The sequence below is a fragment of the Pseudomonadota bacterium genome (assembly GCA_027624955.1).
Lineage (GTDB): Bacteria > Pseudomonadota > Alphaproteobacteria > UBA828 > UBA828 > PTKB01.
The window spans coordinates 136,814-162,471 of record JAQBTG010000003.1 but is presented as its reverse complement, the minus strand read 5'-3'; the positions used below and the strand labels follow the sequence as shown (position 1 = coordinate 162,471).

The window sequence follows — 25,658 nt, the reverse complement described above, 5'->3', positions numbered from 1 at the left end:
CCTGTCCGCTGAAATTCAAATGCCAGCGAAAGAGGATCATCTTTTGCTGGGGATCGTTTCGTCATGCTGCTTCCCGCTTTGGATAAATTGGGCCGGTCGAACTGAGCCAAGCCAAAGTCTCATGAGACTCCGATGCCTTAGGTTTGTTAATCTCTAACAAAAGAGTGTTTCGAAATCCTAACTGTGGGGAGTGGCGTTATGTTGGGCGGATATGCGGGGAAACTACTACGGGTCAATCTGAGTAGGGGGAGTTGCGAGAATCAACCGTTGCCGGACGAAGCCGTGCTGAGGAAGTATGTCGGCGGAATCGGCCTCGGGATGCGTATCCTCCTCGATGAAACTCATGCCGGCATGAATGCGACAGACCCGGATGCACCGTTCATGATGATGAACGGCCCCCTGGCCGGGACTTCAGCGCCAAGTTCGTCCAATCTCGCCATCGTCTCGTTGAATTACGACACGCCTTACGCGGTGGCGACAGGCCATAGCCACGGCTTTTGGGCGGCCTATCTCAAACATGCCGGCTATGACGGCATCGTGTTCACCGGCAAGGCCGACAAGCCGGTCTATCTTTGGGTCGATGATGACAAGGTCGAAATTCGCGATGCGTCACACCTTTGGGGCAAGGACACGCGCGAAACGGAGCGTCTGATCAAGCGTGAGTTGGGCGATGAAGAGAAAATCAGCGTCGCTTGTATTGGCCCGGCGGGGGAGGCCATGCTGCACGGCGCCTCGGTAAAGAATGACCGCAATCACGGCGCCCATAAAGGCGGCATCGGTGCGGTCATGGGTTCCAAGTTGCTGAAGGCGGTGGCAGTGCGTGGCACCGGCACGCCAGCGCTGGTTGATGCCAATGGATTCGCTGACGTGACGAAGAGATGGGACGATTCAATTACCGCCGAGCGCAAGCCAGGGGAAGGCACACCGGCTGTTGGTTCGCTGCTGAAGGAAGGCGGCATTACCCGTATTTATACCTATGTTGCGGCAGAGAGCATGATCGGCTGCAAGAATTTGACCGATCCGAATTGGGGCGAGAGTTATGCCCAGAAGTTTGTCGACAGGGCGGCCGAAGATTGGACTGTGGTGCCGAAGGAATCCTACAATTGCAGCATCGCCTGCGCCTATGACTGCACCATCAACAGCGGCAAATTCGCCGGCTTTACCGCGAGCATGTGCGGCGGCGGTGAGAATATCGAAGGCGCGGCGGCAATGATTGGTATCGAAGATCCCGATGAAGCCTTGGCGTTGACCGATCATTTTGACGGCATGGGGATCGATTCATCGGTCGCCGGAGCCCTGATGGGCATGTGCTATGAGCTTTACGAGCGCGAGCTATTGTCGCCTCAGGACACCGGCGGCCTCGAGCTGAATTGGGGAAATTTCGATTCTGCGGTGACGCTTATCGACCAGATGTGCAGCGGCGAGGGGTTCGGCGGGCGCGTTCTGACCAAAGGCCTCAAGGAAGCGGCGGCGCTATTGGGCCCGCCGGCGGAAGCCTGCGTTCTTCACATCCGTGGCAGCGGCATCAATTTACATGATTGGCGACCGGCTTGGAGCGTCCTACTCGGCCAAATTGTGGCTGGAGCTGGCGTTTGTTGGCAAGGTCCGGGCGTTGATGCGTGGACCACAGAACCTGACCTCGGCTATACCGAAATCGCCGAGCCCTTCATTACCGAAGGCAAGGCCGAGGCAGTAGCCAAGACCCAAGCGAAAAAATTATGGGAAGATTCGCTCGGCGTGTGCTGGTTTGCCTGTTGGGGCGTGAAGGGCGTGCTACCTAATTCTGCCAAAGCCATTGAACTGGCCACTGGTTGGAAGGGTTTTGATCAGGCCGAGGCCCTAGCGGTCGGTGAACGCTTGATCAATATGCAGCGCATCATCGCCATCAAACGCGGCTTTACGGCCAAGGATGAGTTCGATGTTTCCGACCGGCTGTTGGAAGCGCCGACCGAAGGCAGGGCGGCGGGAAAGACCATCAAGCCGCATCTTGAAGGCATGGTGAAAGATTATTACGGTCAGATGGGCTGGGAAGATAACGGCCGGCCAACCGTGGCGACGCTGGAGAGGGTCGGCCTCGCCGGCGAGCTCTAAAGCACGGCTTAGGGGCAGCTCGGCATTTGTGGGCCGGGGCCGCCGAGCGCAAGGTAGCGCTCGCGTCCTAGCCCCAGAGTCTGATCGACGTTTGTGGCGACATAGACCACTTCATGATGCAGGCGATTGTCTTCGCCAAGCGTGATTTCGAGGACGTAATTGTTGGCAATCGCCTGACGGTTTTCGTCGAGCGAAACGCGCCCCGCCGGGGTCTCGAAGCTCAGCTCTGCCAGCGCCTCGCGAAATACGGTCTGCCCGCCAGAAAGCTCGCCATCCACCGCATCCAAGGCCAAGAGCGCGGCCTTGGTGTTGACGTAGTAGCTAAAGGCGAAGAGGGACGGTACCTCGGCGGCGTCAGGATACCGCGCGCGATAGTCAGCAACGAATTGTTGCCAGCCTCTGCCCCGATCGCCGTCGGCAAGCGGAGACGCGGAAATCGCACCCGACAGGTCAGCATGAAACAACGAGTTGCGGCCGAGCAGGGCGGGATCGAAGGTAACTGACCCGCCGATGATCGGAAGCGTGCCGCCATCTTTCCAATATTGCGTGAGAAATTCCGCCGTGGCGCTGCCGTCGAGCGTGATGAATATCGCATCGGCTTCGACGGCGGCGAGCTGCGCAGTGATTGCGGCATAGGGCTTATCGCTGAGCGGCAACCAATAATGCTCAGCGACACTGCCTCCCAGAGCGCAGAATTCAACCAGGAACCCCATCACTTGGATGTAGGGAAAAGAATAATTTTCGCCCAATGTGACAATTCGGCGATAGCCTTTGTCAGCATACGCGTATCTGCCGAGGCCGGCCATCCATTGCGCCGCATCCGTGGTAAAGCGGAAAAAGTTTGCCGCCGGGTCGAGCAAGGTTAGGTCGCGCGCCGCTGAGGCGCCGTTCAAAAAGGTGATCGCGGGGGCGGTTTTAGCGAACGCCTTGAGGGCCTGGCCTTCGCCGCCGCTGAGCGGGCCGACGATAATTTTCGCCGCGCTTTCTGTCGCCAGGGATTGCGCCCGAGCCTGGACCGCCTCGGGCGCGCCATCGCCGGTTTCGAAGATGAGTTGCACTGGCCTGCCGCCGGCACGGCCGTCGAATTCAGCCAACGCCAGTTCAGCGCCGCGTTTGGCCTCAATGCCGTATTCGGCATATGGCCCGCTCTGCGCCGCTAAAACGCCAATATGGATGGCGTCTTCGGCTTGTGGTGCGGTGGCCGCTAACGCACCGCCTAAAGAGCTTACGGCGAGGAATATCAACAGACGGAAAAAAGCGGTCATAGGCGGATATACGTATCGCAGGCGGGGCGAAGGATTCGCCAAATTGATCGCTGCCAAATGGCCGGGATGAAATGAAAAGACTGGCGAACTGTAAACACGGCGCTGGGAATTTCGCAATGTGAATTGAAATTAGATCGCCGGGAGATACGCGATATAGTTGGCGGCGATATTTGCGTCGCGGCGAGAAAATGGCTGAGCCTTATGAAATACAGAATCGCTATCGATACCGGCGGTACCTTCACCGATATCGTCGTCGCCGATGACAACGGCGCGCTCACCCTCGGCAAAGCGCCGAGCACGCCGGAACGCAGCTCGGGCGGCGTGATCGACGGGCTAAAGGATGCGGCGCGCAACATGTCACTCGATCTAGCCGGCTTGATCGGAGGCACGGAAGTCCTGATCTACGGCACGACGTGGGCGACCAATGCGATCATCACCGGTAGCACCGCCAAAACAGCGATGCTGTTGACCGAAGGCTTTCCGGATATCTTGGTCTACCGCCAAGGCGGCAAGCTGCATCCGTTTGAAATGCAGATCGACCCGCTCAAGCCCTATGTACCGAGAAGCCTGACCGTTGAGGTGCCGGAGCGCATCAATGCCGAAGGCGGGGTTGAGAAGGCGCTTGACGAGGCGGCGGTGCGGCAATCTCTAAAGCGCCTCAACAAGCTCGGCGTTGAAGCGGTAGCAGTGTGTTTGCTGTGGTCGATCAAGAACCGGGCGCACGAGGTGCGCGTTGGCGAGCTGATCGAAGAAGAGATGCCGGGCACGCCTTTCACGCTGTCGCATCAGCTCAATCCGATCTTGCGCGAATACCCGCGCGCCTCCTCGACGGCCATCGATGCCTCGCTCAAGCCGCGCATGCAGGCGCATTTGAGAGAATTGCAGGGCGATTTGAATGCCATTGGTTTCGCCGGGGAAATGCTTGTCAGCACCGTCTCGGGGGGCGTGATGCATGTGGCGGATGTCGCCGAGCGGCCGATTTATATGGTCAAGTCTGGTCCGGCTATGGCGCCGCGCGCCGGCATCGCCTATGCCGAGGCGGAAAAACTCAGCACCGACGTGCTCGTCGTTGATACCGGCGGCACCACCTTCGATGTCAGCTTGGTGCGTAATGGCGAGGTCAAATTTACCCGTGAGACGTGGCTCGGGCCGCTTTTTTACGGACATAATCTCGGTCTGTCTTCGGTTGATGTCAGAAGCGTCGGCGCCGGTGGCGGGTCACTTGCGTGGATCGATTCAGGCGGGCTGTTGCGTGTCGGGCCAGGCAGTGCCGGCGCGGTACCGGGACCGGCCTGTTATGGGCGCGGCGGCACCGAGCCGACGGTGACCGATGCCGCCGTGGTACTGGGCTATGTCGACCCCGATCATTTTCTTGATGGGCGCATGCCGCTCGATAGTGAAGCGGCGCGTGCGGCGGTTGGCGGGATCGCTGCGGCGCTTGATTTGGCGCTTGATGAGGCGGCGTTTTCAATTCTCCGCATCGCCAGCGAATCGATGATCAAGGCGATCGAGGAAATTACCGTCAATGAAGGCGTGAACCCGCGCGAGAGTATTCTTGTCGCCGGCGGCGGCGCGGCCGGGCTAAACATATTGCCGATCGCCGAAGCGCTTGGCTGCCGTCAGGTGCTGCTGCCCAAGACAGCGGGCGTGCTGAGCGCCTGCGGTGCGCAATATTCCGATATCGTCGCCGAGTTCAGTGCCAGCCAATATGTCCGCACCGATCATTGGGACGGCGAACTGGTGGCCGACACGCTGGCCGACCTTGAAACCCAAATGGAGACTTTTGCCGACGGCTTGCGCAAGCGCGGAATCGTCGAGTTCCACAGCCAGTATTTCGTCGATGCGCGCTACCTCAATCAACAATGGGAAACCGAGATTGAATTGGCCGGAACCGATTTCGGCGAAGCTGGCGCGGTCGCGGCGCTAGTCGAAAAATTCCATGAGGTGCATGAGCGTCTCTACGGCGTCAAAGAAGAGAACGGCATGCTTGAATGCCTACATTGGAAAGCTCGCCTGACCGCGCTCCTGGAGAGGCCTTCGCCACAATCCTCGGGTGCCGAACGTGGTGGCGTGGCGAAGGCGGCGCGCCTCAAGCAAGCCTATTTCGGCGCTCATGGCCGGCTTGATACACCCGTCTACCGCGGCGCCGATTTGGCACCGGGCGCGGAATTTTCAGGTCCCGCCCTGGTCGAGGAACCGACCACCACCATTGTCGTCTATCCCGGCATGAAGGCACGGGTGAGTGCTGCCGGCAATTATATTCTCGACACGGCACCCGATGCGAAAGCGATACCTCTAGCTGATGATGCGCCGATAGATTCAGTGGATTTGGCGATCATGGCCAATCGCATCGACGCCATCTTGCGCGAAATGCAGGGCGTCGTGATGCGCACGGCACGCTCCGCCGTGATCGGCCAATCGCGCGATTTTTCCTGCTCCATCGTCACCGCGGAAAACGAATTGCTCGCCACCGCCGAGGGCATACCGGCGCATATCTTTGGCTCGCACCTGCAAACCGCGTCGATTGCGCGCGAGCATCCGGGGTACCGCGAAGGCGATGCCTATCTCCACAACGACCCCTATGACGGCAACAGCCATGCTGCCGATTGGTCGATCATGGTGCCGATGTTTCATGACGGCGAACATCTGTTTACCGTCACCGTCAAAGGCCATCAGGCGGATTGCGGCGATTCGATCCCCACCACCTACACGCCGCGCGCGCGCGACGTTTATGAAGAGGGTGCGCTGATCTTCCCGTGTGTACGCATTCAGCGCGATGGCAAGGACAATGAAGATATCATTCGTATCTGTCGGCGCCGCATACGGGTGCCCGATCAATGGTATGGCGATTATCTGTCGCAATTGGGCGCGGCTCGCATCGGGGAGCGGCGGCTGAAGCAGTTTACTGACAAATATGGCGTCGCCCGGGTGCGTCAGTTTGTCTCCGATTGGTTCGATTACGCCGAGCGCCGCGCGCTGCATGCCATTCAGAAGCTGCCTAAGGGCACGCTGATCAATTACGGCACGCATGATCCGGTCGAGCCGTTTCTGCCTGACGGAGTGGATATCACCGTCAAAGTGGAGATCGAACCGGACGCCGGCATGATCACAGTGGATTTGCGCGACAATCCGGATTGCATCGATGCCGGTCTCAATCTCACTGAGGCTTGCGCCAGCGCCAACGCAATCCAGGGCGTGTTTGAGAATTTGGAACCTGACCTGCCGGCCAATGCGGGCAGTTTTCGTCGTGTGAATGTGCTGTTGCGCGAGAATTGCGTTGTCGGCATTCCGCGCTTTCCGCATTGCTGTTCGCTGGCGACGACGAGCATCGCCGATGTGGTGGTGAACCTCACCCAATCCGCGTTCACCCAGCTCGGTGATGGCTACGGCATGGCGCAGGGCAATCTCTGTTTCGCTGCCGGCATGGGCGTTATTTCGGGAACCGATTGGCGGCGCGGCGGGGCGGATTATATTAATCAGGTCTATGTGATGGGCGGCGGCGGCCCGGCGCAGCCGGCCAATGACGGCATGATTTATCTTCTGACACCGGGCGGCGCTGGTCTGTTGCACCGCGACAGTATTGAGTTCGACGAACAGCGCTTTCCGGTGATGGTCCGCTCGCAACGCCTATTGGCCGATTCAGGCGGCGCTGGGCGGCAGCGCGGCGGACCCGCGACCGAGGTGATCTTCGGCCCCAGGCATGACCCGATGACGATCAGCATCATGGGCGGCGGCACGATAAATCCACCGCAGGGCGTTCTTGGCGGGCATGACGCCAATCACGCCTATCACGGCCATATAAAAATAGACGGTTCGGAAGAATTTCAGCCCAACGGCGTGATGCTGACACTCGGTGCCGGCGAATTCGTGCGCTCGATAGACAATGGCGGCAGCGGCTATGGCGAGTCGCGCAGCCGCAAGGCCGAAGCAGTGCTAGAAGACGTCGTGGAAAAATTTGTTACGCACGAGACTGCGGAAAACCTATACGGTGTGGTGCTGACCGGCAGCGCTGAAGACGGCACCCTGGCGATCGACGCCGATGCCACAATCGCTCGGCGCGGCGCGCTGGCGGCAGAGTAGGGGAGGCGCCGCCATGAATCTCTATCGCTTGCTTGCCCAGCGCGCGGAAGAAGGCCGGCCAATCCGTATCGGCATTATCGGCGCCGGAAAATTTGCCACCATGTTTCTTGCCCAGGCGCGGCACACCCCGGGCATGCATGTGATGGCGATTGCCGATCTCGATGCCGAGCGTGGACGGACAGCGCTCGCCGCAGCCGGGTGGCCCGCCAACGCCGCCGAGGCGCCGAGCTTCGCCGCTGCACGCAAGACCGGCGCCACACATATCACCGACGACGTCGACGCGCTGATCGCTGCCGACGGCATGGAACTCGTGGTCGACGCCACCGGCAATCCACCGGCCGGCATCGCCCACGCTCTGGCTTGTCTCGAGCACGGTCGTCATATCGTGATGGTTAATGTCGAGGCCGACGCCCTGGCTGGTCCGCTATTGGCGCGCCGGGCCGAGGCGGCCGGGCTGGTTTACAGCCTGGCTTACGGCGATCAACCAGCGCTCATCGCCGAGCAGGTGGACTGGGCACGGGCCAGCGGCTTCGAAGTGGTGGCGGCAGGGAAGGGCACGAAATATTTACCGGGCTATCATCATGTTACGCCCGACGATGTCTGGTCGCATTACGGCATTGATGCCGATCATGCAGCGGCGCATGGGCTTAACGCGCAGATGTTTAATTCCTTTCTCGACGGTACCAAATCGGCGATTGAAATGACCGCCGTCGCCAACGCCACGGGCTTGACCCCGGCGCCTGGAGGATTGAGCTTTCCGGCATGTGGGGTTTCCGAATTGGCCAAACAGCTTCGCCCGACTGCGGATGGCGGACTCCTCCACCACAAGGGACAGGTGGAGGTCATCTCCAGTCTCGAGCCTGGCGGCGGTGATGTTATCGGCGACCTGCGCTGGGGGGTATATGTCGTGTTCGAAGCGCCGAGCGATTACGCGGTGACAAGTTTTCAGGAATACGGCATCCCGACTGACCCGAGTGGACGCTACGCGGCAATGTTCAAGCCGTTTCATTTGATCGGCTTGGAGCTTGGCATATCGGTCGCCAGTGCCGCGCTGCGCGGTGAAGCCACCGGCGCACCCAACGGTTTCCGCGGCGACGCCGTGGCCACAGCAAAAAATAATTTGAAGGCCGGGGATACGCTCGACGGTGAAGGCGGATACACGGTTTACGGCACGCTGATGCCGGCGGCTGCGAGCCTGGCGGCGGATGGCCTGCCGATTGGCTTGGCACATGGTGTTAGGCTCAGGCACGCAGTCGCCCGGGATGAAAAAATCCGCTGGTCCGACGTCGATATTGATTTAACATCGCAAGCGGTCACAATTCGCCGTGAGATGGAAGCAACCTTCGCGCCTTCAGAGGCGAAAGCAAATTAAGGAGCGGGCCATGCCCAAGGTTTTGACTGACGCAGCCATCGCGCAATATGAGAGAGACGGCTTCTATCATCCGATCCGCGCGCTGGACGCGAACGAGGTGGCACACTGCCGGCGCGACGTGGAAATGGTCGAGCGCGAACGCATGGAGGAGATCGGCGGCGCCTTTCGGCATAAACCGCATCTACTGTTGAAGAGTCTCGACGCTGCGGTGCGCAACGAGACCATCCTCGATGTGGTGGAAGATTTAATTGGCCCGGATATATTTTGCTGGGCGTCCCTGTTCTTCAACAAAGATCCCGGTAATTTGCGCTATGTGGGATGGCATCAGGATTCGACTTATTGGGGTCTGAGCGGGCCCGAAGTGGTCAATGTGTGGTTGGCACTATCGCCAGCGACCGTGGCATCGGGCGCCATGCGGATGATTCGCGGCTCACATTTGGAGGGGCAGTTATCGCACCGCGAGACGTACAATAAGAATAGTTTGCTGACCCGTGGCCAAGAGGTTGAAACAGAAATCGACGAGGACGCGGCGGTGGATATCGAACTCGAGCCGGGCGAGGTTTCACTCCACCATATTCGCACCATCCATGGCTCCGGTCCAAACAAGGGCGATGATCGGCGTATGGGCTTTACCATCCGCTATATCCCGACGCATTTGCATCAAATTCACGGTCGGGACCGCGCGCTGTTGGTGCGCGGCAAAGACGAATTCGGCCATTTTGACCATGAAACGCCCCCAGACGCCGACCTGTCGGAGAACGCCATCGCGCACTACATCGCGGCAAATGAGAGCCACAATGCGATCCTCTATAAAGGCGCGGCCGAAAAAGGCGTTTATAACCCTAAGGACGCTATTTCTGCGCCTTGACGACTCGCTTCACGGTACGCAGGAACGCGACCAGCGCAGCGATATCGGCCTTTTCCATGTTGGCATACAATCCGTATGGCATGAACGGGTGGATTTGACTGCCGTCGGGGCGTACGCAGTTAGTTAACGCGGCAATGATTTCCACATTGCTCCAGGCGCCGATACCGGTGGCCAAGTCGGGCGTTATTTTGGGAATGCGCACGGTGAATGGCTTTTCCTCGAGGACAAGGCCGCCGGCAAGCTCCATATTCACGATGAGGCGCATATCTGGGGGTCGCGCATGTTGTGACAATTGCCGCAAGTGACGACACCGTTCACGAGTTAGGCGCCGCGCCCGAGCAGCGCGTCATTTGCGTGCGACGCAGCGGCGCTCGTGAGGCTCATCGCCACGACGATAAATCCAAATATTGCTCTGCGAATCATTTTCAAGCCCCATTTAGCGGCAGCCATTTTTACGTTTTCTTAACCGCTATATTACAAATGATATTTGCTATATCCCAAATGGAATCATAGCGGACACCGGGGTCGTCGAATTTTGGTGGAAAATCACAAGAAAGAGGATTTGCATAGAGAGTCGGCGCGCAGGGTCGCCGAGGCGGGCCGTTTGCGCCGCGCCGGAGATTTGCGGCAGAGCGAAGCTGCGGCGCGCGAAGCGGTGGAGATTGATCCCGATAATCGGGCGGCGGCGCTGACTTGTCTCGGACAGGCATTAAGCGATCAGGGCCGCTTGGAGGAAGCCGTCAACGTCTATCAGGAATCTCTGTTGGTGAATTTCAACCAACCGCTGGTTTATGCAGCTTTGGCTCGCGTCTTCTTAAGCCATAGAAAGCCGGAAGAAGCTCTTCCCTTGGCAGACAAGGCGTGCGAACTGGCGCCCGGCCTCACCCCGACAAAAATCATACGGGCGGATGTGCTTGAGCATATGGGACGAGAGGAAGAGGCCTTTGATGAGCTACGTCTCGCGTTCAGCAAGGCTTCCCGCGATCGTGAAATTATCATCGCACTTAGCGAGTTTGTGGCCAGACACGGTTTGAGCGATGACATGCGTCGGCGGGGCGGCTGGCAGGAATGTGAAGCGGCTGCTATCGCCGCTTTCCACGGCGGATGCATGGATGGCCGAAAATTGGCTGCGGCGGCAGGTGAGATTCTTTCAGCCAAATATGGCCTCCAGACCGAGCACGGCAAGATCGATAGCGGGATCGTGGAGCGGCTCTCCGAGGACGAGCTTTTCATTCGACTGATGCAGGAGTGCATCAATTGCGACCCGGTGATCGAATCATTTTGTGTTCGTTTGCGGCGCAAATTGTTGATGGATTATCGGGGCAGCGAGGAACTGCCGCCGGCGGTTGCGCGCTTGACCGCCGCCGTGGCGTTGCAAAACCATCTGAACGGCTATGTCGCCTGCAGCGCTACGAAAGAAGAAATTATTTTGGAGGCGGAAGAGCAGCGGTTGGGTAAATTCGTTAAAAACTCTCGAACCGGCGTAAGTGGCGCGGCGCGGGCCGCGCTGCAGCTCTACGCGATGTACCGGCCTCTAGCGGCGCGACAAGACGCTAACAGGTTGCTGGACCTGCCGCTCGGCGGCGAGGCGGGGCGACTGATATTGCTTACGGTACGAGAGGGGCGCGACCTGGCGGCTGAGGCCGCGCGCATAGAAGCATCATGCCCCTCTGTGAGCCGGGCACAGAGGGTACCGGAGCCGGCGGTACTTCCCTGGCTGCATATCACGCGGCCGCAGCCGGGGTTACTAATGTCCTTCCTACGCCACCGGGTTCCCCGGTTTACACCGCCAGAGTGGAGTGCCGGAGCGTGCGACATTCTGTATCCGCGCTGTGGCTCCGGCCAGGAAGCTGTCGGCACGGCATTGGCCATGCCGGGTTGCCGGATATCAGCCGTCGACGCCAATATCGAAGCGCTTGCCTATGGCGCCCATCGGGCGCTCAAGCTCGGCGTCGGCAACATTGTGTTTTCCGCGGAAGACGCGATATCGGCGGCGGCTGGGCAAAAATACCATTTTATCGATGCGCGCCGAGGCAACAGCTTTGCGTCGCTCCGCATTCTGGCCGGTCTATTGCTGCCTGGCGGTCTGCTGCGATTTGACGTGGCCTGCACGGAGCGCAGTGCAATGTTGCGATCGGCATTCGAGTTTGGTGCCCAGCATGCGCAAGGCAGCTTGCAGGCTGCGCGCCGGGATATTCTGCGGGATAGCGGTAGTGCCAGCGTATTTTTACAGCGGCGGAGAGAGTTTTATGACTTGAGCGGGTGTTTTGGCCTCATCGCTGAGGCTGAACAGGGCGGGGCGGGCGCAGAAGAATTAGCCGATGCGCTGTCCCAAGAAGATTTGCTGCTCGTTGGGCAGTTCGCATCTTCGGCTTTGCGCGCGGAATATCAAACTGGTCGCCCCGACGACCCCGACATAAAGGACTTGGCAAAGTATGAGGCGTTCATGCGTCAAAATTCTGAGATAAGCGGCGGCATGTTTCGACTGCTGTGCCAAAGACAGGAATAATCCAGTCCCATGGCACCGCGTTTGCCCTCAAACCGCATATTCCGTTAGCATGGCGGTAGATTAGATTTTCATCCAAATTGGGGAAAACGCATGACCAGAACTATGATCGCCGCCGTGGCCCAGATGGGCCCAGTCGCTCGGGATGAAAGCCGCGTCCACGTTGTTGACCGGTTGATTGCGCTAATGCGCGAGGCGCATGGGCGCGGCGCTAAACTTGTCGTTTTTCCCGAACTGGCGCTTACCACTTTCTTTCCTCGCTGGTTATTGGATAGCCAAGAAGAAATAGACAGCTATTTCGAGACCGAGGTGCCGTCAAACGAGACCCAGCCGTTGTTTGAAGTCGGCAAAGAACTGGGTATTGGGTTTCATCTTGGATATGCCGAAAAATTGACCGGCGACGACGGCGCGACGCATTATTTCAACACCGCTATTTTGGTTGATGAAAAAGGCGAGATTGCCGGCAAATATAGAAAAGTGCATCTGCCCGGCCATTCCGAACCGCAGCCCGGCCAATCGCACCAGCATTTGGAGAAACGCTATTTTGAAGTCGGTGATCTAGGATTTCCAGTGTTCCGTTCGATGGATGGAATCATGGGCATGTGCATATGCAACGATCGCAGATGGCCGGAGACTTACCGGGTCCTCGGCTTACAAGGCGTTGAGGTCGTAATGCTCGGCTACAACACGCCGAGCACCAATCCGTTCGCCAAGACCGAAGCGCCGCATCTGGGCATGTTCCACAATCATCTCTCCATGCAAGCTGGCGCCTATCAGAACGGCACCTGGGTGCTGGCCAGCGCCAAGGCTGGAATCGAAGAGGGCATCCATCATATGGGCGGCAGCTGCATTATTTCTCCGACCGGGGAAATCGTTGCACTGACGGCGACCGAGGGCGACGAGGTGATCACCGCCGAATGCGATCTCGACCGCGGCAAATATATCCGCGAGACGATTTTTAACTTCGACGCCCATCGCCGAATCGAGCATTACGGTCTCATTACTGAACGCACGGGCGCCATTCCACCGCCCGAAAAATAACCAAATCCGGCCTGATAGGCGCGGCCATCACGGTCGGCTAACGGGTCGTGATACGGGTGTCGGCGCGCCGACTCGATGAACATCCAATTGGCAAAAGTGAATCGAAATCGGTTAACTTCTGCCCGCAAGACACCCATCAGTGCATATATGCCATATCCGATGTAAACGCGTTGTTGGCATCACATATGAACCACGACGGCGTATATTAAGGCCTTAATCTTTCCTGCGAAATAAACTGTAACTATCTGAAAGAAAATGGGTTATCAGAATTTTGTCTGGAAAATTTACGACTTTTTCGGGCAAAACAGAAATTTGTTGAAATACTTGCCATCCACAGGCTTAGAAATTCCATCGCAGATAGCTTGTTTACAAATCGAACGAGATGATGTCGGATCAATCATCGGGTCTAGATTATTCTGATCATCATCCGATTACCTTGGAATTAACGAGGGAAGTAGGGGCATGCCTGACGTATTAGATACTGTAAAGAAATGGATGGGACAACTTGTCGAAGTGGGCATGTTGCTCATCGCGCTCGGCATAGTTCTTCAAATCCTGTTTGGAAGAACTGTGGCCTTCTTACCGGGCGATATTGTCGGCAACATCACGCGTGTTGTGGGCGAAATGGGCGACGATGGATTGGCCGGACTGATTGCCTTAGGTATCGTCATCTGGCTCTTCTGGCGGCGTAAAACACTGTCCAGCTGAGGCTAGGCGACACAAAGAAAAGGCTGCTCGCTTCCGTGCACCGCGCGACTTTTATTGCGGTGCATGAGGCGGAAGCCGAGTTACAGACGAGAGAACCGGGTTGTCGGACTGTTCCGGCAACCCGGTTTTTTTAATTGGAGAAACCGAACTGGGGTATGGCGGTCATCCACCAGGGCGAGCCCATGATGATGACCATCGCGATGACCGCGAAGATTAATTTTTTTCTATTCCCGCCGGGCTTTGAGTCACCGTCGGACTCACGCCAGCCGTAGTTGGAAGAAGATTCCGGTTCTTGAGAGCTCATGGAATTGCGCCTCATCATAAATGTTCAATAACCGAATCATCCGATAAATTGCTTTAATATTCAAGACTGAGTTATTTTTATCATTGGCTTTCGAGACTTTTAGAATAAATTTCGCTCTTGCGTGACCCGGGCACCGGCCAATTCGCCGTCAAATCTTCTGCGAAAACTTCGTTCGGAACTCAATCCTTAGGGGCCATCGTGGCACGAACGGCAGCAAAATCGCCGCGCGGATTCTGCGATGAGGGAAGCGCCTTTACGAACGGGAAAAGTTCGATTTTGGCGACCTCAAAAATACGCCGCAACTCCTTAACCGGGTCGGGATGCTCATCGACTCGTAAATCAACAAGCGGGAAGACTTCCGGTCCGCGGACGATTACTGCGGCGGATTGGCGGCCGCGGCGGTCGCCGCCGGCCGCTTGGCCGGCCTCGAGCGCCATTAAGAGACGCTCCCCAAGAGTTGGCGCGGTGGCGCATAAAAACACTCTTTCCATCGCAGCAAGGGTGTCCTCGCCGACCAACATATTGCCTTGCACGCTGTAGTCCGCCCCCGTCCGGTGGCCGGACCAGCCGTCGGTATCGCGCCCGGTAAAGGCGGCCGAGCCGCCGTTGACATCCACTACCCCCAGTTGGCGCAGTTCGGCATCGGTTTCTTCGGAAATCACATGGTCAAGCGCTTGGTCCGCGCTTTCCCCTCGCGCCATGCGGTCGAGAATCAGCGGTCCGAGACTGGGATTGACCCAAGCTTGGGTGGAAACAGCGCCGGCGCCAAAGCGAACAAACGGGCACAGACTGCCGACAGCTGGAACTTTGGTGGAAACCGCGACGCCGAGGGTGCCGTCGTGGGGGTCCCGCGCGGAAATGGAAAATGTTGTGAGATTGAGGGCCATATGCACTCCGGTTGATAGGAGAAAAAAGGTTTATAGCGCCGTAAGAGCGCTGAGAAACAGGGTAAAGCGCTTTCCCTTAAGCTGACGCTCCCCCTGAGCGGTCAAATTTGCTATGGTGCGGGCCGTTATCGGACGTAGGGCTTAGATCAGGAGCACGCCTAATGGGAATTCGCCTCGGTATGATTACACCGTCGCTCAACACCGTCTTGGAGCCGGTGACGTATGGGTTGCTGCATGATTTACCCGATGTGAGCGCGCATTTCAGCCGTGTCCGGGTGACGCAAATCTCGCTTGATGAAAATTGTGCCGATCAGTTCGCGGCGGCGCCGATGATCGAGGCGGCGCGCCTGCTGATGGACGCCCATGTCGATGCCATCTGCTGGAATGGCACCGCCGGCGGTTGGCTCGGCGTTGAGAACGATGCCGCGCTCTGTGCGACGATCAGCGAGGCGGTTGGTGTTCCGGTAACCAGCGCTACCCAGGCCGTAACCGGCCTGTTCCGCGAAGCTGGAGTAACGAAATTTGGCCTGGTCACGCCCTATGTTGACGAATTGCAGCGCCAGATCGTCGCCAAATATTCTGACGCCGGATTCGAATGTGTCGGTGAAGCGCATCTTGGCCGCGATGACGGCTATAATTTCGCCCAGATCGAAGACGACACGTGGAGCAGGTTGATTCGCGAGGTCGCCGCGAGCGGGCCGCAGGCAATTACCACCATGTGTACCAATATCAGCGGCGCACCTTTGGCCGAGCCTATGGAACGCGAAACCGGAATCCCGTTGGTCGACAGCATTTCGGCCTCGCTCTGGGATACGATGAGGCTGGCTGGCGCAAATCCGGCGCGTATCACCGGCTGGGGCAAGATGTTTGCCGGTTTTTCCGCTGCTGCCTGACGGTAAATTGTTCACCCGATTGTCCCGCTTTGCATTGTGGCTTGCCGTTGTAATGCTGATCGCCAATCCGCTTGGCGCCGAATCGGCCGACGAACAGGCTGCATCGACGGATTGGCTGCGCAGGCTGGCCGAAAGCGGCACCTCAGAAGGCCAAATGATCCTGCTCGATCAGGCCATGCAGGGTTCTGCCGAGGCGCAGTACGCGCTGGCTATCCTTTTTCGCGGCGACTCTGGTATTCCCGCTGACATGAATCAGGCGCGGCACTGGTACCAAGCGGCAGCGTCGCGGGGCCATGCGGCGGCATTGGAAAGCCTGCGCTATCTCGCCAGCGAGGGCGACGGCGCGGCGTTTTATGCCTTGGGTGTGCTTAACCGTGACGGCCTCGGCGTGCCGCGCGACTTAGATAAGGCGCGGCAAGCCTTCCTTTGGGCAGGCGAGGCTGGTCACGTTGAGGCGCTGTTCGCAGCCGCGGACATGTTGTCAAACGGCATGGGCGGCACCACCGACACCGCCACGGCGCGCGCTACCTATGCGCAGGTTGTGCGCCTCTGCCGGAGCGCCCTGAAGATGGACGGCGAGGGAAACAACGACGATCGCGCTGCGATCGACATACGCACCGCGGCACAATATTGGATCGCCAAAGTATATCTGCTCGGGGCCGGAGAATTTGAGCGCGATGCGGTAGCGGCGGCTTTGTGGTTTGCTGATGCCGCGAGCTCGGGGCTAGGTTCTGCACAGTACGAATTAGGGCGCCTCTATCTGCAAGGTCGCGGCGTGCCGCTCGATCGGGAGAAAGCGCTGGTCTGGCTCGAATACGCGGCAGCACAAGGCGTCAAGGGCGCGGCCGAAGAAATCGCTCAAATCAATAACTAGGGGAACATTCATGACCGGCTTCAACATCGTGGCAACCAATCACACCAGCTTCACAGTGTCCGATATGGATCGTTCATTGGGCTATTTCTGCGATGTGCTCGGGTTTGAGCTATTGAACCGCTCGCCGCGCGATATTGCCTTTATCGAACGCGTCGTGGCGATTCCCGGTGCCGATATCGAGGTCGCTTATGTCCAGGCGCCTGGTCATCGCTTGGAATTAATCGAATATCGCGCACCGGACGGCCGCCGTCAGGTGGAATCACGCCCCTGTGATACCGGCTTCGCCCATGTCGCCTTCGATGTCGATGATATCGACGCGGTTATCGCCGCTTCCGAGAAGGCCGGCGTCAGGCCACTTGGGCCGCCGCAGGATCTCCATCACGGGCCGAACAAGGGTGGCCGGGTTGTTTATACGCGCGACGCCGACGGCATCACCGTGGAATTCATCCAGCCGCCGAAATAGCGCTGCTTCGGCGCATTTCACACCACCGGCGAGCCATAACCCCAGCTGTAGGGCACCGGTCCAGAGAGCGCCACGACGTCGCCGTCCTTCAGCAGGTGCCCGATTTCGATGCCGCCGTTCAGGTCAGGCGTCACGTCGCGACCATTGACCATGGCGATATGTACCCGCCCTGCCGGCAATGCGATTTCGCGCAGCAAATCGCCAAGCGTGCTGCCGGCGGCCATGCTCAGGGTTTGTGGCTCCAACGGCGCGTCATTGTGATGCGCCAAGGAATTGAACAATCTCACTTCAGTTTGAATAATCAGGCTGGGCCGATTGTGGCCGATCGACGGCGTACTCATAAATCCTCCCGCTTCGCGTGGTTTACACGCCGTAGATAAACCATTTGATCGGGAGTTTTATTGATTCGGATCAAAGTAGAGCGGCGGCGATCTCGTCCCATTCCAAAGAGAGGTCGCCGGTATGAACCGGTTCGCCGGCGCGGCGATACCAATATTTGGCGTTCGAAAGATCGCCTTCGACGCGGTGTAAATAGGCATGTACCCAATCGCCGGACTTGCCCTTGGCCGCCTGGGCCAGTTCATGCGCACGGACCCATTCGCCTTTCGCGGCGAACCACAAGGCTTGTAGCCCCAGATCGGCGATCTCTGCCGGCGGTGCATTGCCGCCAACCGACTGTTTGAATTCAGATATATTCATCGCCCACGCCGCCGCTCATTTGGTGCCGGCTGCAGGGGTCGAACCCGCGACCTCGTGATTACAAATCACGCGCTCTACCAACTGAGCTAAGCCGGCACTGGGCGGAAGATAATCGTCCCTCGGTGCGCCGACAAGCGTGGATGAAGCGGGGCTGGTGAGAGATAGTGGCGCTGAACGAGGGATGAGGAATGAAGCCATGGCTGATTCGTTGCGCTTGCCGGCGTTGGATCCGATGACCGTCGCCAACAGGCGGGAACCCGACTACCCGGGGGAGTTTAAAAATATTGTCGCGGGGCGGGCACGTCGGGCGCTTGGGGACGCAGTTGGATTGCAACAATTCGGTGTGAATTTGGTGATGTTGGCGCCGGGAGCGGCCTCAGCGCAACGCCACTGGCACAGCAAAGAGGATGAATTCGTGATAATTCTGAACGGCGAAGTCGTGCTGATCAGCGACAGCGGTGAGCAGACCCTCAAGGCTGGCGATACGGCGGGATTTCCTGCCGGCACCGCGGATGGCCATCATCTCGTGAACCTGGGTTCAGAAGATGCCCGATATCTCGAAATTGGCAGCCGGGTCGCCGGCGATGTGGTGAGTTACCCGGATATCGACTTGGTCTATCTGGGTGACGAAGGAATATTCACTGACAAGCTTGGAAAGGCATACTAAAAATCTTATCTAAAATATTCGAAAAATTTTTTAAACCATTGAATAACAAATAGATTAATCACTTTGTGTTAGCTGGTAAAGCGCCACTGCGGCGGCGTTGGAAACGTTCAGGCTGTGCATGGAATCGGTCAGTTTTATCGCTGCCAGGGTGTCACAATTCTCGCGTGTTAAGCGTCTCAGACCGCTGCCTTCAGCGCCCAACACCAGTGCCACCGGATGTCTCACCGATTCTCCGCCAAGCCGTATGCCGGCTGCCGAATCGAGGCCGATTAGCCAATACCCCATATCCTGTAACTGGCGCATGGCGCGTGACAGATTGGTGACTCTCACCAGAGGTACGGTTTCGAGCGCTCCGGAGGCCGCCTTGGCCAGTGCACCGGTAGCGGCAGGGGAATGGCGCTCTTGAAGGATCACGGCGCGCGCGCCGAAGGCGGCGGCGGAACGCAATATCGCTCCGACATTGTGCGGATCGCTCACCTGATCGAGTAGCAGCACGGGTGCTCTGCCGCCGTCGCGTGAGCAAGCTTCATTCAGGGAAAGAGCGGGTAAAGGCGCGCATTCGAGGAGAAGGCCCTGATGCACGGCTCCTGAAGGCAACATGGCGTCGATTTCCGGGCGTGCCACGGTCCGGCACTCTTTCACGCCGCTTTCCAACTCCGACAATTCGGGCAACTCAGCGTTATTTGCGAGCGAATTTCGCGCTTCGGGGGTGATCAGCAGACGTCGATTTCGCCGCGCCGGGTTGGTGAGCGCCGCCACCACTGGATGAAAGCCGTATATTTGTTCCGCCGCCGCCGATTTGGCGGTCTTTTCCTGCGGATTTTTGGCACGATGGTTTATTCGTCTATTGCGGGTCATGTTGGTGGCTATTATATTGCCCAACAGAACATCATTCTAACTATTCCGAGGCGTCGATTTGACGGGCAGACGGCGGGTGCCGTACGCCCGGATTGTGCGTTGACAAACTAACGTTTCTGCCCATTATGCGCTGTTCCGTATTCTGGGGAATTCCTCGCTTGCGCGGAGGGGTGGCCGAGTGGTTAAAGGCAGCAGACTGTAAATCTGCCGACGTACGTCTACGTAGGTTCGAATCCTACCCCCTCCACCAGGCCGTGATGACCTGATGAAGAGAGTAAGTTCGGCGTTGGACGGCGAAATGGAGGGTTAAAGAATTTTCAGGCGGGTGTAGCTCAATGGTAGAGCTCCAGCCTTCCAAGCTGGTCACGTGGGTTCGATTCCCATCACCCGCTCCAAAAATTCCGATCTCGGCCTGCAGAGGTGCCGAGGCGAAGGACGCGAAGGTGAGACGGCCCAAAGGCGAAAATCGCGAAGACAACAGTTTGAAGACAGCGGTATTTAGGACGAAAGAAAATGGCTAAACAGAAATTTGAACGTACGAAGCCGCATTGCAATGTGGGCACGATTGGGCATGTCGATCACGGCAAGACGACGTTGACGGCAGCGATCACCAAGGTACTTGGCGAGGCAGGCGGTGCGGTATTTGTTCCGTTTGATCAGATTGACAAGGCGCCGGAAGAGCGGGAGCGCGGCATAACGATTGCGACGGCGCATGTTGAGTATGAAACGACGGCGCGGCATTACGCGCATGTTGATTGCCCGGGTCACGCGGATTATGTGAAGAACATGATCACGGGCGCGGCGCAGATGGACGGCGCGATTTTGGTGGTGTCGGCGGCGGATGGCCCGATGCCGCAAACGCGCGAGCACATTTTGCTGGCGCGTCAGGTTGGTGTCCCGGCGCTGGTGGTTTTCATGAACAAGGTCGATCAGGTAGACGACGAGGAGATTCTTGATCTGGTTGAGCTTGAGGTTCGCGAGCTGTTGTCGATGTACGATTATCCGGGCGACGATATTCCGATTGTACGGGGTTCGGCGCTGGCGGCGCTTGAGAGCCGTGACGACGCGATCGGCAAAGAGATGATCATGGAACTGATGCAGGCGGTGGATACTGCCATTCCGCAGCCGGACCGGCCGATCGACAAGCCGTTTTTGATGCCGATTGAGGATGTGTTCTCGATCTCAGGGCGCGGCACGGTTGTGACCGGGCGGATTGAGCGCGGTGTCATCAAGGTTGGCGACGATATTGAGATTGTCGGCGTTAAGGACACGATGAAGACGGTGTGCACCGGGGTGGAGATGTTCCGCAAGCTTCTGGATTCGGGCGAGGCAGGCGACAATGTGGGCGTTTTGTTGCGCGGCACGAAGCGCGAGGAAGTAGAGCGCGGCCAGGTTCTGGCGAAGCCCGGGTCGATCACGCCGCACACCAAGTTTGAAGCGGAGACCTATATTCTGACCAAGGACGAGGGCGGCCGTCATACGCCGTTTTTCTCGAACTATCGTCCGCAGTTTTATTTCCGTACGACCGACATCACGGGGACGATCGAATTGCCGGAAGGCACGGAGATGGTGATGCCGGGCGACAATGTGAATATGAAAGTTAACTTGATTGCGCCGATTGCCATGGATGAAGGCCTGCGCTTCGCAATTCGCGAAGGCGGCCGTACCGTGGGCGCAGGCGTTGTCGCTAAAATTATGGAATAGAATACCAGCCGCGGTCACCCCAGGGTGGCCGTTTTTGGTTTCACAACAGGACCTTGAATATGGCCATAGATAGCCAAAATATACGCATCCGATTGAAAGCGTTCGATCATCGAATCTTGGATTCTTCAACGGGTGAAATCGTCAATACCGCGAAGCGCACTGGTGCACAGGTTCGTGGCCCAATCCCGCTACCGACACGGATTGAGAAATATTGTGTGCTGCGCTCACCGCATATTGATAAAAAATCACGTGAACAGTTCGAAATCCGTATACATAAGCGCTTGCTCGACATTATCGACCCGACACCGCAAACCGTCGATGCGTTGATGAAACTCGACCTTGCCGCCGGTGTCGACGTCGAGATTAGACTTTAGGAAGCGAAGAAATGTCTGGGCCTCAAACAGCACGCCGACGCACCGGGGTGATCGCGCAGAAAATGGGCATGACGCGCATTTTCACCGATGACGGCCGGCATGTTCCGGTTACAGTTCTTAAGATGGATGCGTGCCAGGTGACGGCGCAGCGGACACAGGAAAGTCATGGCTATACCGCGCTGCAACTCGGCGCCGGCAAGGCCAAAGTCAAGAATGTTAGTGGCGCCATGCGCGGTCACTTTGCCAAAGCACGTGTTGAACCAAAGCGCACTGTTGTTGAATTCAGGGTTAGCGAAGATGCGCTCATAGATGTTGGCCAAGAACTTCTTGCCGATCATTTCGCCACGGGCCAATTTGTTGACGTTGTTGGCACCTCCATCGGCAAGGGTTTCGCCGGTGCCATGAAGCGCCATAATTTTTCCGGCCTCCGGGCCAGCCACGGCGTCTCGGTTTCGCATCGTTCGTTAGGCTCGACCGGCCATTGCCAGGATCCCGGTAGGGTATTCAAGGGCAAGAAAATGGCCGGGCATATGGGCGCGGTTAGGAACACGGTTCAAAATTTGGAAATCATTTCGACAGACAGCGACCGCGGCTTGATTCTCGTTCGTGGCGGTGTGCCGGGACCAGAATCTGGAATCGTGTTTGTGTCTGATGCGGTCAAGTTGGATCCGCCGAAAGATGCACCCTTTCCGGCTTCTGTACGGGATTCCGGTTCGAGCGAATCGGACCCGGCAAGTGCGGGGGGTGAAGAGAGCGCAGGCCCTGAGGAATCAGTTATAGCTGGAGAAGCAGCCCCTGAGGCTGCCGAAGAGACTGCATCTAAAGAGACCACGAGCCCACCCGCCGACGAAGAGAAGGTCTGACCCGATGAAGGTCAAAGTCACAGATTTAGAAAACAAGGATGCCGGAGAGATCGAACTCTCCGACAGTGTGTTCGGCGTTGCTGTACGGTCTGACCTCTTGCATCGCGCCGTTCGCTGGCAGTTGGCCAAACGCCAGGCCGGTACGCACAGCACAAAGACTGTCGGCGAGATCAGTGGCACCACACGCAAGCCGTGGAATCAGAAGGGCTCGGGTCGTGCGCGCGCCAGTTCCCTGCGATCACCGCAGTTCCGCGGCGGCGCGGTCATCTTTGGCCCGACCCCTCGCAGTCACGCACATAAGCTTCCAAAAAAGGTTCGCCGTTTGGCTCTCCTTTCAGCGCTTTCGAGTAAGCAAGCCGAGGGCAAACTTCACGTTCTCGATTCTGCATCTATGAAAGATGGCAAGACGGCCGCTCTGGCGCGTCATTTAACGAAGCTTAAAATGACTTCTACCGTCCTCCTTATTGACGGACCAGAGATCGATAAAAATTTGGCATTCGCGGCGCGCAATCTTGTCGGTTTTGATGTTTTGCCGCAGCAGGGTGCGAACGTTTACGACATTTTACGGCGCGATATTTTGGTTTTGACCCGGGCTGCCATAGAGCATTTGGAGGCACGCCTGACATGAGCAAGGACGTCAAGGAGCGCTGGTACGATATAATTCTCGGCCCCCTTGTGACGGAGAAATCCACGCAAGGCAGCGAGAACAATCAAGTAACGTTTAAAGTGTCGCTAGATGCGACCAAGCCGGAAATCAAGAAGGCTGTCGAGAGCCTGTTTGAGGTCAAAGTCAAACAGGTGAACACAATTCGTATGAAGGGCAAGGTCAAGCGCTTCAAAGGCCATCTGGGTAAACGGTCAAACTGGAAGAAAGCAGTCGTATCGCTCGCTGAAGGCGAGACGATCGATATGATGACTGGGGTCTGAGCATGGCGCTGAAAACCTTCAATCCGACCACTCCGAGCCGCCGCGAACTGGTGCTCGTTGACCGTTCTGCGTTGTGGAAAGGTAGGCCGCTTAAAGAACTTACCGAAGGTCTGCACAAGAAGGGCGGGCGGAATAATATGGGCCGCATCACCGCTGATCATCGCGGCGGTGGGCACAAACGGCGCTACCGACTCATCGATTTTAAGCGCACGAAGCATGATGTTTGGGCGACGGTCGAGCGGCTTGAATATGATCCGAACCGTTCGGCGTTTATCGCCCTTGTACGATATGAAGATGGTGAGAACGCCTATATTTTGGCGCCACAACGCTTGGCGCCAGGGGATAAGGTTATCTCCGGAAATCAGGTCGATATTAAACCCGGCAATGCCATGCCGATGAAAAACATTCCGGTCGGCACAATTATTCATAATATTGAGATGAAGCCAGGCAAGGGCGGCCAGATCGCTCGCGCAGCCGGCAGTTATGTGCAGCTGGTCGGCAAGGATCAGGGCTATGCGCTCCTTAAAATGTGCTCCGGCGAGCAGCGTATGGTGCGCGCAGACTGCATGGCAACGGTTGGCGCAGTGTCTAATCCCGATCATCAAAACGAAAACAGTGGAAAGGCCGGCCGCTCTCGGTGGCTTGGCAAACGCCCGCATGTGCGCGGCGTGGCGATGAACCCGGTTGACCATCCCCATGGCGGCGGCGAAGGCCGCACCTCAGGTGGTCGCCATCCTGTTTCGCCTTGGGGCAAACCGACCAAAGGCAAGCGCACACGCAGCAATAAAGAGACCGACCGCTACATTCTGCGGCGCCGGCGTCCGTAGCGACGGGGAGAGTAAAAATGTCACGTTCCTTATGGAAAGGCCCGTTTGTCGATGGCTATCTGCTAAAGAAAGCAGAAGTAGCCCGCGCTTCCGGCCGCAAAGATGTTATCAAAACCTGGTCGCGGCGCTCAACAATCTTGCCGCAATTCGTCGGCTTGACGTTCGGCGTCTATAACGGCCGCAAATTTCTACCTGTCTTGATCAACGAAAACATGGTCGGTCACAAATTGGGCGAATTTTCCCCGACGCGGACATTTTTTGGCCATGCCGGCGACAAACGGGCGAAAAGGGCTTAATCATGGGTAAGCCAGCACGCAAACGTTCTTTAGCGGAAAATGAAGCCAGCGCTGTGCTTCGCAATATTCGCATCAGCCCACAGAAATTGGGCTTGGTTGCTGAAACGATCCGCGGTCAGAATGCCGACGTCGCGTTGAGCAGCTTGACCTTTTCCCGGCGCAGGATATCCGGCGCCGTGAAAAAGTGCCTGCAATCGGCTATCGCCAACGCAGAAAACAACCACGAACTCGATGTTGACCGTCTCATCGTGGCTGAGGCAAATGTCAGCAAGGGATTGGTGATGAAACGCTGGCGTCCGAGAGCGCGTGGGCGAACCGGACGCATCTTGAAACCTTACAGCCACCTGACCATTGTCGTGCGCGAGCGCGCCGAGAGTACATAACGTGCGCGAGCACGCGGAGAGGACATAATGGGTCAAAAGGTAAACCCAATCGGGCTTCGGCTCGGAATCAACCGCACGTGGGATTCCCGCTGGTACGCGGACTCCGACTATAGCCGGCTGTTGTTTGAGGATTTGAATATCCGCAAATTTCTGTTCGATAAGCTAAGCCAGGCTGGAATCGGCAGAATTGTGATCGAGCGACCGGCGAAAAAGGCGCGCATTACAATTCACACCGCGCGCCCGGGCGTGGTCATTGGCAAGAAGGGCGCCGATATCGACAAACTGCGCCTCGATGTCAGTAAATTGACCGGCAGCGAAGTGCATTTGAATATCGTCGAAATCCGCAAACCCGAGATCGAAGCGAAGCTGGTAGCCGAAAATATTGCCCAGCAGTTGATGCGCCGGGTCGCTTTTCGTCGTGCCATGAAGCGCGCCGTTCAATCGGCAATGCGGCTCGGAGCGGAGGGTATTCGTATCAATTGCGGCGGCCGTCTTGGCGGCGCAGAAATTGCCCGCACAGAATGGTATCGCGAAGGTCGTGTGCCGTTACACACGCTGCGCGCCGATGTCGATTATGGCTGTGCGTCGGCGTTAACCGCGTACGGAATCTGCGGCGTTAAGGTTTGGATTTTCAAGGGTGAAATTCTTGCCCACGACCCTATGGCGCAGGACAAACGCGCCCAGGAACATGCGACGCCGCGCTAGAGA

Annotated in this window: 27 protein-coding genes and 3 tRNA genes; 22 read left to right on the top strand and 8 right to left on the bottom strand. The window is 57.7% G+C overall.

Annotated elements, in window-relative coordinates; all coding sequences use genetic code 11:
* Positions 1–198: 198 nt before the first annotated feature.
* A complete protein-coding gene (locus tag O3A94_02475; GenBank protein ID MDA1355115.1) occupies positions 199–2,091 on the top strand; it encodes a hypothetical protein in 1,893 nt (630 codons plus the stop codon).
* An 8-nt stretch (positions 2,092–2,099) separates the two neighbouring features.
* On the opposite strand, the gene O3A94_02470 is transcribed toward O3A94_02475, so the two are convergent.
* The gene (locus tag O3A94_02470; GenBank protein MDA1355114.1) at positions 2,100–3,356 is read right to left on the bottom strand and encodes an ABC transporter substrate-binding protein; all 1,257 of its coding nucleotides are present in this window, start codon (positions 3,354–3,356) and stop codon (positions 2,100–2,102) included.
* Positions 3,357–3,557: 201 nt separating this feature from the next.
* On the opposite strand from O3A94_02470, the gene O3A94_02465 reads away from it, so the two are divergent.
* The 3 genes from O3A94_02465 to O3A94_02455 are packed head-to-tail and all read left to right on the top strand — an operon-like array spanning position 3,558 to position 9,676.
* The gene (locus O3A94_02465; GenBank protein ID MDA1355113.1) at positions 3,558–7,436 is read left to right on the top strand and encodes a hydantoinase B/oxoprolinase family protein; all 3,879 of its coding nucleotides are present in this window, start codon (positions 3,558–3,560) and stop codon (positions 7,434–7,436) included.
* Between the two features lie 13 nt (positions 7,437–7,449).
* Positions 7,450–8,808: a Gfo/Idh/MocA family oxidoreductase gene (locus O3A94_02460; GenBank protein ID MDA1355112.1), complete on the top strand. Its 1,359-nt coding sequence runs from the start codon at positions 7,450–7,452 to the stop codon at positions 8,806–8,808.
* Positions 8,809–8,818: 10 nt separating this feature from the next.
* A complete protein-coding gene (locus tag O3A94_02455; protein ID MDA1355111.1) occupies positions 8,819–9,676 on the top strand; it encodes a phytanoyl-CoA dioxygenase family protein in 858 nt (285 codons plus the stop codon).
* On the opposite strand, the gene O3A94_02450 is transcribed toward O3A94_02455, so the two are convergent.
* A complete protein-coding gene (locus tag O3A94_02450; protein MDA1355110.1) occupies positions 9,660–9,941 on the bottom strand; it encodes a hypothetical protein in 282 nt (93 codons plus the stop codon). The genes O3A94_02455 and O3A94_02450 overlap by 17 nt on opposite strands.
* Before the next feature lie 297 nt (positions 9,942–10,238).
* On the opposite strand from O3A94_02450, the gene O3A94_02445 reads away from it, so the two are divergent.
* The 3 genes from O3A94_02445 to O3A94_02435 all read left to right on the top strand — a co-directional run bounded on the left by O3A94_02445 (position 10,239) and on the right by O3A94_02435 (position 13,931).
* A complete protein-coding gene (locus tag O3A94_02445; GenBank protein ID MDA1355109.1) occupies positions 10,239–12,185 on the top strand; it encodes a tetratricopeptide repeat protein in 1,947 nt (648 codons plus the stop codon).
* 90 nt (positions 12,186–12,275) lie between these two features.
* A complete protein-coding gene (locus tag O3A94_02440) occupies positions 12,276–13,223 on the top strand; it encodes an N-carbamoyl-D-amino-acid hydrolase (protein MDA1355108.1) in 948 nt (315 codons plus the stop codon).
* Positions 13,224–13,685: 462 nt separating this feature from the next.
* Positions 13,686–13,931 carry a hypothetical protein gene (locus O3A94_02435; protein MDA1355107.1) on the top strand — a complete coding sequence of 82 codons (246 nt, stop codon included), beginning with the start codon at positions 13,686–13,688 and terminating at the stop codon, positions 13,929–13,931.
* 130 nt (positions 13,932–14,061) lie between these two features.
* Here the strand turns inward: O3A94_02435 and O3A94_02430 are convergent, their stop codons facing one another.
* Both O3A94_02430 and O3A94_02425 read right to left on the bottom strand, forming a co-directional pair.
* Positions 14,062–14,235: a hypothetical protein gene (locus tag O3A94_02430; protein ID MDA1355106.1), complete on the bottom strand. Its 174-nt coding sequence runs from the start codon at positions 14,233–14,235 to the stop codon at positions 14,062–14,064.
* A gap of 179 nt (positions 14,236–14,414) precedes the next feature.
* On the bottom strand, positions 14,415–15,122 hold the full coding sequence (locus O3A94_02425; GenBank protein ID MDA1355105.1) for a DUF1028 domain-containing protein: 708 nt from the start codon (positions 15,120–15,122) through the stop codon (positions 14,415–14,417).
* A 161-nt stretch (positions 15,123–15,283) separates the two neighbouring features.
* Between O3A94_02425 and O3A94_02420 the strand changes: the two genes are divergently transcribed.
* Genes O3A94_02420 through O3A94_02410 form a run of 3 tightly spaced genes read left to right on the top strand, consistent with a single transcriptional unit; the run spans position 15,284 to position 17,352 of the window.
* Positions 15,284–16,015: an aspartate/glutamate racemase family protein gene (locus tag O3A94_02420; GenBank protein MDA1355104.1), complete on the top strand. Its 732-nt coding sequence runs from the start codon at positions 15,284–15,286 to the stop codon at positions 16,013–16,015.
* Entirely contained in the window at positions 15,990–16,889 is a 900-nt protein-coding gene (locus O3A94_02415; protein ID MDA1355103.1) for a tetratricopeptide repeat protein, read from the top strand. The genes O3A94_02420 and O3A94_02415 overlap by 26 nt, the downstream gene beginning before the upstream one ends.
* Positions 16,890–16,899: 10 nt before the next feature.
* Positions 16,900–17,352 (top strand): VOC family protein, encoded by a 453-nt coding sequence (locus tag O3A94_02410; GenBank protein MDA1355102.1) that lies wholly within the window; start codon positions 16,900–16,902, stop codon positions 17,350–17,352.
* A gap of 17 nt (positions 17,353–17,369) precedes the next feature.
* On the opposite strand, the gene O3A94_02405 is transcribed toward O3A94_02410, so the two are convergent.
* The 3 genes from O3A94_02405 to O3A94_02395 all read right to left on the bottom strand — a co-directional run bounded on the left by O3A94_02405 (position 17,370) and on the right by O3A94_02395 (position 18,147).
* Positions 17,370–17,693, bottom strand: a complete 324-nt coding sequence (locus O3A94_02405) for a MoaD/ThiS family protein (protein ID MDA1355101.1) — start codon at positions 17,691–17,693, stop codon at positions 17,370–17,372.
* Positions 17,694–17,763: 70 nt separating this feature from the next.
* On the bottom strand, positions 17,764–18,051 hold the full coding sequence (locus O3A94_02400) for a hypothetical protein (protein MDA1355100.1): 288 nt from the start codon (positions 18,049–18,051) through the stop codon (positions 17,764–17,766).
* A 20-nt stretch (positions 18,052–18,071) separates the two neighbouring features.
* Positions 18,072–18,147: transfer RNA gene (locus O3A94_02395), tRNA-Thr, on the bottom strand.
* 100 nt (positions 18,148–18,247) lie between these two features.
* Here O3A94_02395 and O3A94_02390 point away from each other — a divergent pair.
* Positions 18,248–18,718, top strand: coding sequence for a cupin domain-containing protein (locus tag O3A94_02390; protein ID MDA1355099.1), 471 nt, complete (start codon positions 18,248–18,250; stop codon positions 18,716–18,718).
* 54 nt (positions 18,719–18,772) lie between these two features.
* Here the strand turns inward: O3A94_02390 and rlmB are convergent, their stop codons facing one another.
* Positions 18,773–19,576: a 23S rRNA (guanosine(2251)-2'-O)-methyltransferase RlmB gene (gene rlmB, locus O3A94_02385; protein ID MDA1355098.1), complete on the bottom strand. Its 804-nt coding sequence runs from the start codon at positions 19,574–19,576 to the stop codon at positions 18,773–18,775.
* 164 nt (positions 19,577–19,740) lie between these two features.
* Here rlmB and O3A94_02380 point away from each other — a divergent pair.
* The 11 genes from O3A94_02380 (at position 19,741) to rpsC (ending at position 25,655) form a co-directional block, all read left to right on the top strand.
* Positions 19,741–19,826: transfer RNA gene (locus O3A94_02380), tRNA-Tyr, on the top strand.
* Between the two features lie 71 nt (positions 19,827–19,897).
* Positions 19,898–19,971, top strand: a tRNA-Gly gene (locus tag O3A94_02375).
* Between the two features lie 118 nt (positions 19,972–20,089).
* Positions 20,090–21,280 (top strand): elongation factor Tu, encoded by a 1,191-nt coding sequence (gene tuf / locus O3A94_02370; GenBank protein ID MDA1355097.1) that lies wholly within the window; start codon positions 20,090–20,092, stop codon positions 21,278–21,280.
* A 65-nt stretch (positions 21,281–21,345) separates the two neighbouring features.
* Positions 21,346–21,654 carry a 30S ribosomal protein S10 gene (gene rpsJ, locus O3A94_02365; GenBank protein MDA1355096.1) on the top strand — a complete coding sequence of 103 codons (309 nt, stop codon included), beginning with the start codon at positions 21,346–21,348 and terminating at the stop codon, positions 21,652–21,654.
* Positions 21,655–21,665: 11 nt separating this feature from the next.
* Positions 21,666–22,517, top strand: coding sequence for a 50S ribosomal protein L3 (rplC, locus tag O3A94_02360; protein MDA1355095.1), 852 nt, complete (start codon positions 21,666–21,668; stop codon positions 22,515–22,517).
* A 4-nt stretch (positions 22,518–22,521) separates the two neighbouring features.
* Positions 22,522–23,145: a 50S ribosomal protein L4 gene (gene rplD, locus O3A94_02355; GenBank protein MDA1355094.1), complete on the top strand. Its 624-nt coding sequence runs from the start codon at positions 22,522–22,524 to the stop codon at positions 23,143–23,145.
* Positions 23,142–23,444 carry a 50S ribosomal protein L23 gene (locus tag O3A94_02350; GenBank protein MDA1355093.1) on the top strand — a complete coding sequence of 101 codons (303 nt, stop codon included), beginning with the start codon at positions 23,142–23,144 and terminating at the stop codon, positions 23,442–23,444. The genes rplD and O3A94_02350 overlap by 4 nt, the downstream gene beginning before the upstream one ends.
* A 2-nt stretch (positions 23,445–23,446) precedes the next feature.
* Complete coding sequence (rplB, locus tag O3A94_02345) at positions 23,447–24,271, top strand: 50S ribosomal protein L2 (protein MDA1355092.1); 825 nt, start codon at positions 23,447–23,449, stop codon at positions 24,269–24,271.
* Between the two features lie 17 nt (positions 24,272–24,288).
* The gene (gene rpsS / locus O3A94_02340) at positions 24,289–24,567 is read left to right on the top strand and encodes a 30S ribosomal protein S19 (protein ID MDA1355091.1); all 279 of its coding nucleotides are present in this window, start codon (positions 24,289–24,291) and stop codon (positions 24,565–24,567) included.
* A gap of 2 nt (positions 24,568–24,569) precedes the next feature.
* On the top strand, positions 24,570–24,950 hold the full coding sequence (rplV, locus tag O3A94_02335) for a 50S ribosomal protein L22 (protein MDA1355090.1): 381 nt from the start codon (positions 24,570–24,572) through the stop codon (positions 24,948–24,950).
* A 27-nt stretch (positions 24,951–24,977) separates the two neighbouring features.
* The gene (gene rpsC / locus O3A94_02330; GenBank protein MDA1355089.1) at positions 24,978–25,655 is read left to right on the top strand and encodes a 30S ribosomal protein S3; all 678 of its coding nucleotides are present in this window, start codon (positions 24,978–24,980) and stop codon (positions 25,653–25,655) included.
* The last annotated feature ends 3 nt before the right edge of the window (positions 25,656–25,658 follow it).

Coding starts and splice junctions, on each gene's coding strand:
- O3A94_02475 (MDA1355115.1), top strand. CDS start 199: ATGTTGGGCGGATATGCGGGGAAACTACTACGGGTCAATCTGAGTAGG.
- O3A94_02470 (MDA1355114.1), bottom strand. CDS start 3,356: ATGACCGCTTTTTTCCGTCTGTTGATATTCCTCGCCGTAAGCTCTTTA.
- O3A94_02465 (MDA1355113.1), top strand. CDS start 3,558: ATGAAATACAGAATCGCTATCGATACCGGCGGTACCTTCACCGATATC.
- O3A94_02460 (MDA1355112.1), top strand. CDS start 7,450: ATGAATCTCTATCGCTTGCTTGCCCAGCGCGCGGAAGAAGGCCGGCCA.
- O3A94_02455 (MDA1355111.1), top strand. CDS start 8,819: ATGCCCAAGGTTTTGACTGACGCAGCCATCGCGCAATATGAGAGAGAC.
- O3A94_02450 (MDA1355110.1), bottom strand. CDS start 9,941: ATGCGCCTCATCGTGAATATGGAGCTTGCCGGCGGCCTTGTCCTCGAG.
- O3A94_02440 (MDA1355108.1), top strand. CDS start 12,276: ATGACCAGAACTATGATCGCCGCCGTGGCCCAGATGGGCCCAGTCGCT.
- O3A94_02435 (MDA1355107.1), top strand. CDS start 13,686: ATGCCTGACGTATTAGATACTGTAAAGAAATGGATGGGACAACTTGTC.
- O3A94_02430 (MDA1355106.1), bottom strand. CDS start 14,235: ATGAGCTCTCAAGAACCGGAATCTTCTTCCAACTACGGCTGGCGTGAG.
- O3A94_02425 (MDA1355105.1), bottom strand. CDS start 15,122: ATGGCCCTCAATCTCACAACATTTTCCATTTCCGCGCGGGACCCCCAC.
- O3A94_02420 (MDA1355104.1), top strand. CDS start 15,284: ATGGGAATTCGCCTCGGTATGATTACACCGTCGCTCAACACCGTCTTG.
- O3A94_02410 (MDA1355102.1), top strand. CDS start 16,900: ATGACCGGCTTCAACATCGTGGCAACCAATCACACCAGCTTCACAGTG.
- O3A94_02405 (MDA1355101.1), bottom strand. CDS start 17,693: ATGAGTACGCCGTCGATCGGCCACAATCGGCCCAGCCTGATTATTCAA.
- O3A94_02400 (MDA1355100.1), bottom strand. CDS start 18,051: ATGAATATATCTGAATTCAAACAGTCGGTTGGCGGCAATGCACCGCCG.
- O3A94_02390 (MDA1355099.1), top strand. CDS start 18,248: ATGGCTGATTCGTTGCGCTTGCCGGCGTTGGATCCGATGACCGTCGCC.
- rlmB (MDA1355098.1), bottom strand. CDS start 19,576: ATGACCCGCAATAGACGAATAAACCATCGTGCCAAAAATCCGCAGGAA.
- tuf (MDA1355097.1), top strand. CDS start 20,090: ATGGCTAAACAGAAATTTGAACGTACGAAGCCGCATTGCAATGTGGGC.
- rplC (MDA1355095.1), top strand. CDS start 21,666: ATGTCTGGGCCTCAAACAGCACGCCGACGCACCGGGGTGATCGCGCAG.
- rplD (MDA1355094.1), top strand. CDS start 22,522: ATGAAGGTCAAAGTCACAGATTTAGAAAACAAGGATGCCGGAGAGATC.
- O3A94_02350 (MDA1355093.1), top strand. CDS start 23,142: ATGAGCAAGGACGTCAAGGAGCGCTGGTACGATATAATTCTCGGCCCC.
- rplB (MDA1355092.1), top strand. CDS start 23,447: ATGGCGCTGAAAACCTTCAATCCGACCACTCCGAGCCGCCGCGAACTG.
- rpsS (MDA1355091.1), top strand. CDS start 24,289: ATGTCACGTTCCTTATGGAAAGGCCCGTTTGTCGATGGCTATCTGCTA.
- rplV (MDA1355090.1), top strand. CDS start 24,570: ATGGGTAAGCCAGCACGCAAACGTTCTTTAGCGGAAAATGAAGCCAGC.
- rpsC (MDA1355089.1), top strand. CDS start 24,978: ATGGGTCAAAAGGTAAACCCAATCGGGCTTCGGCTCGGAATCAACCGC.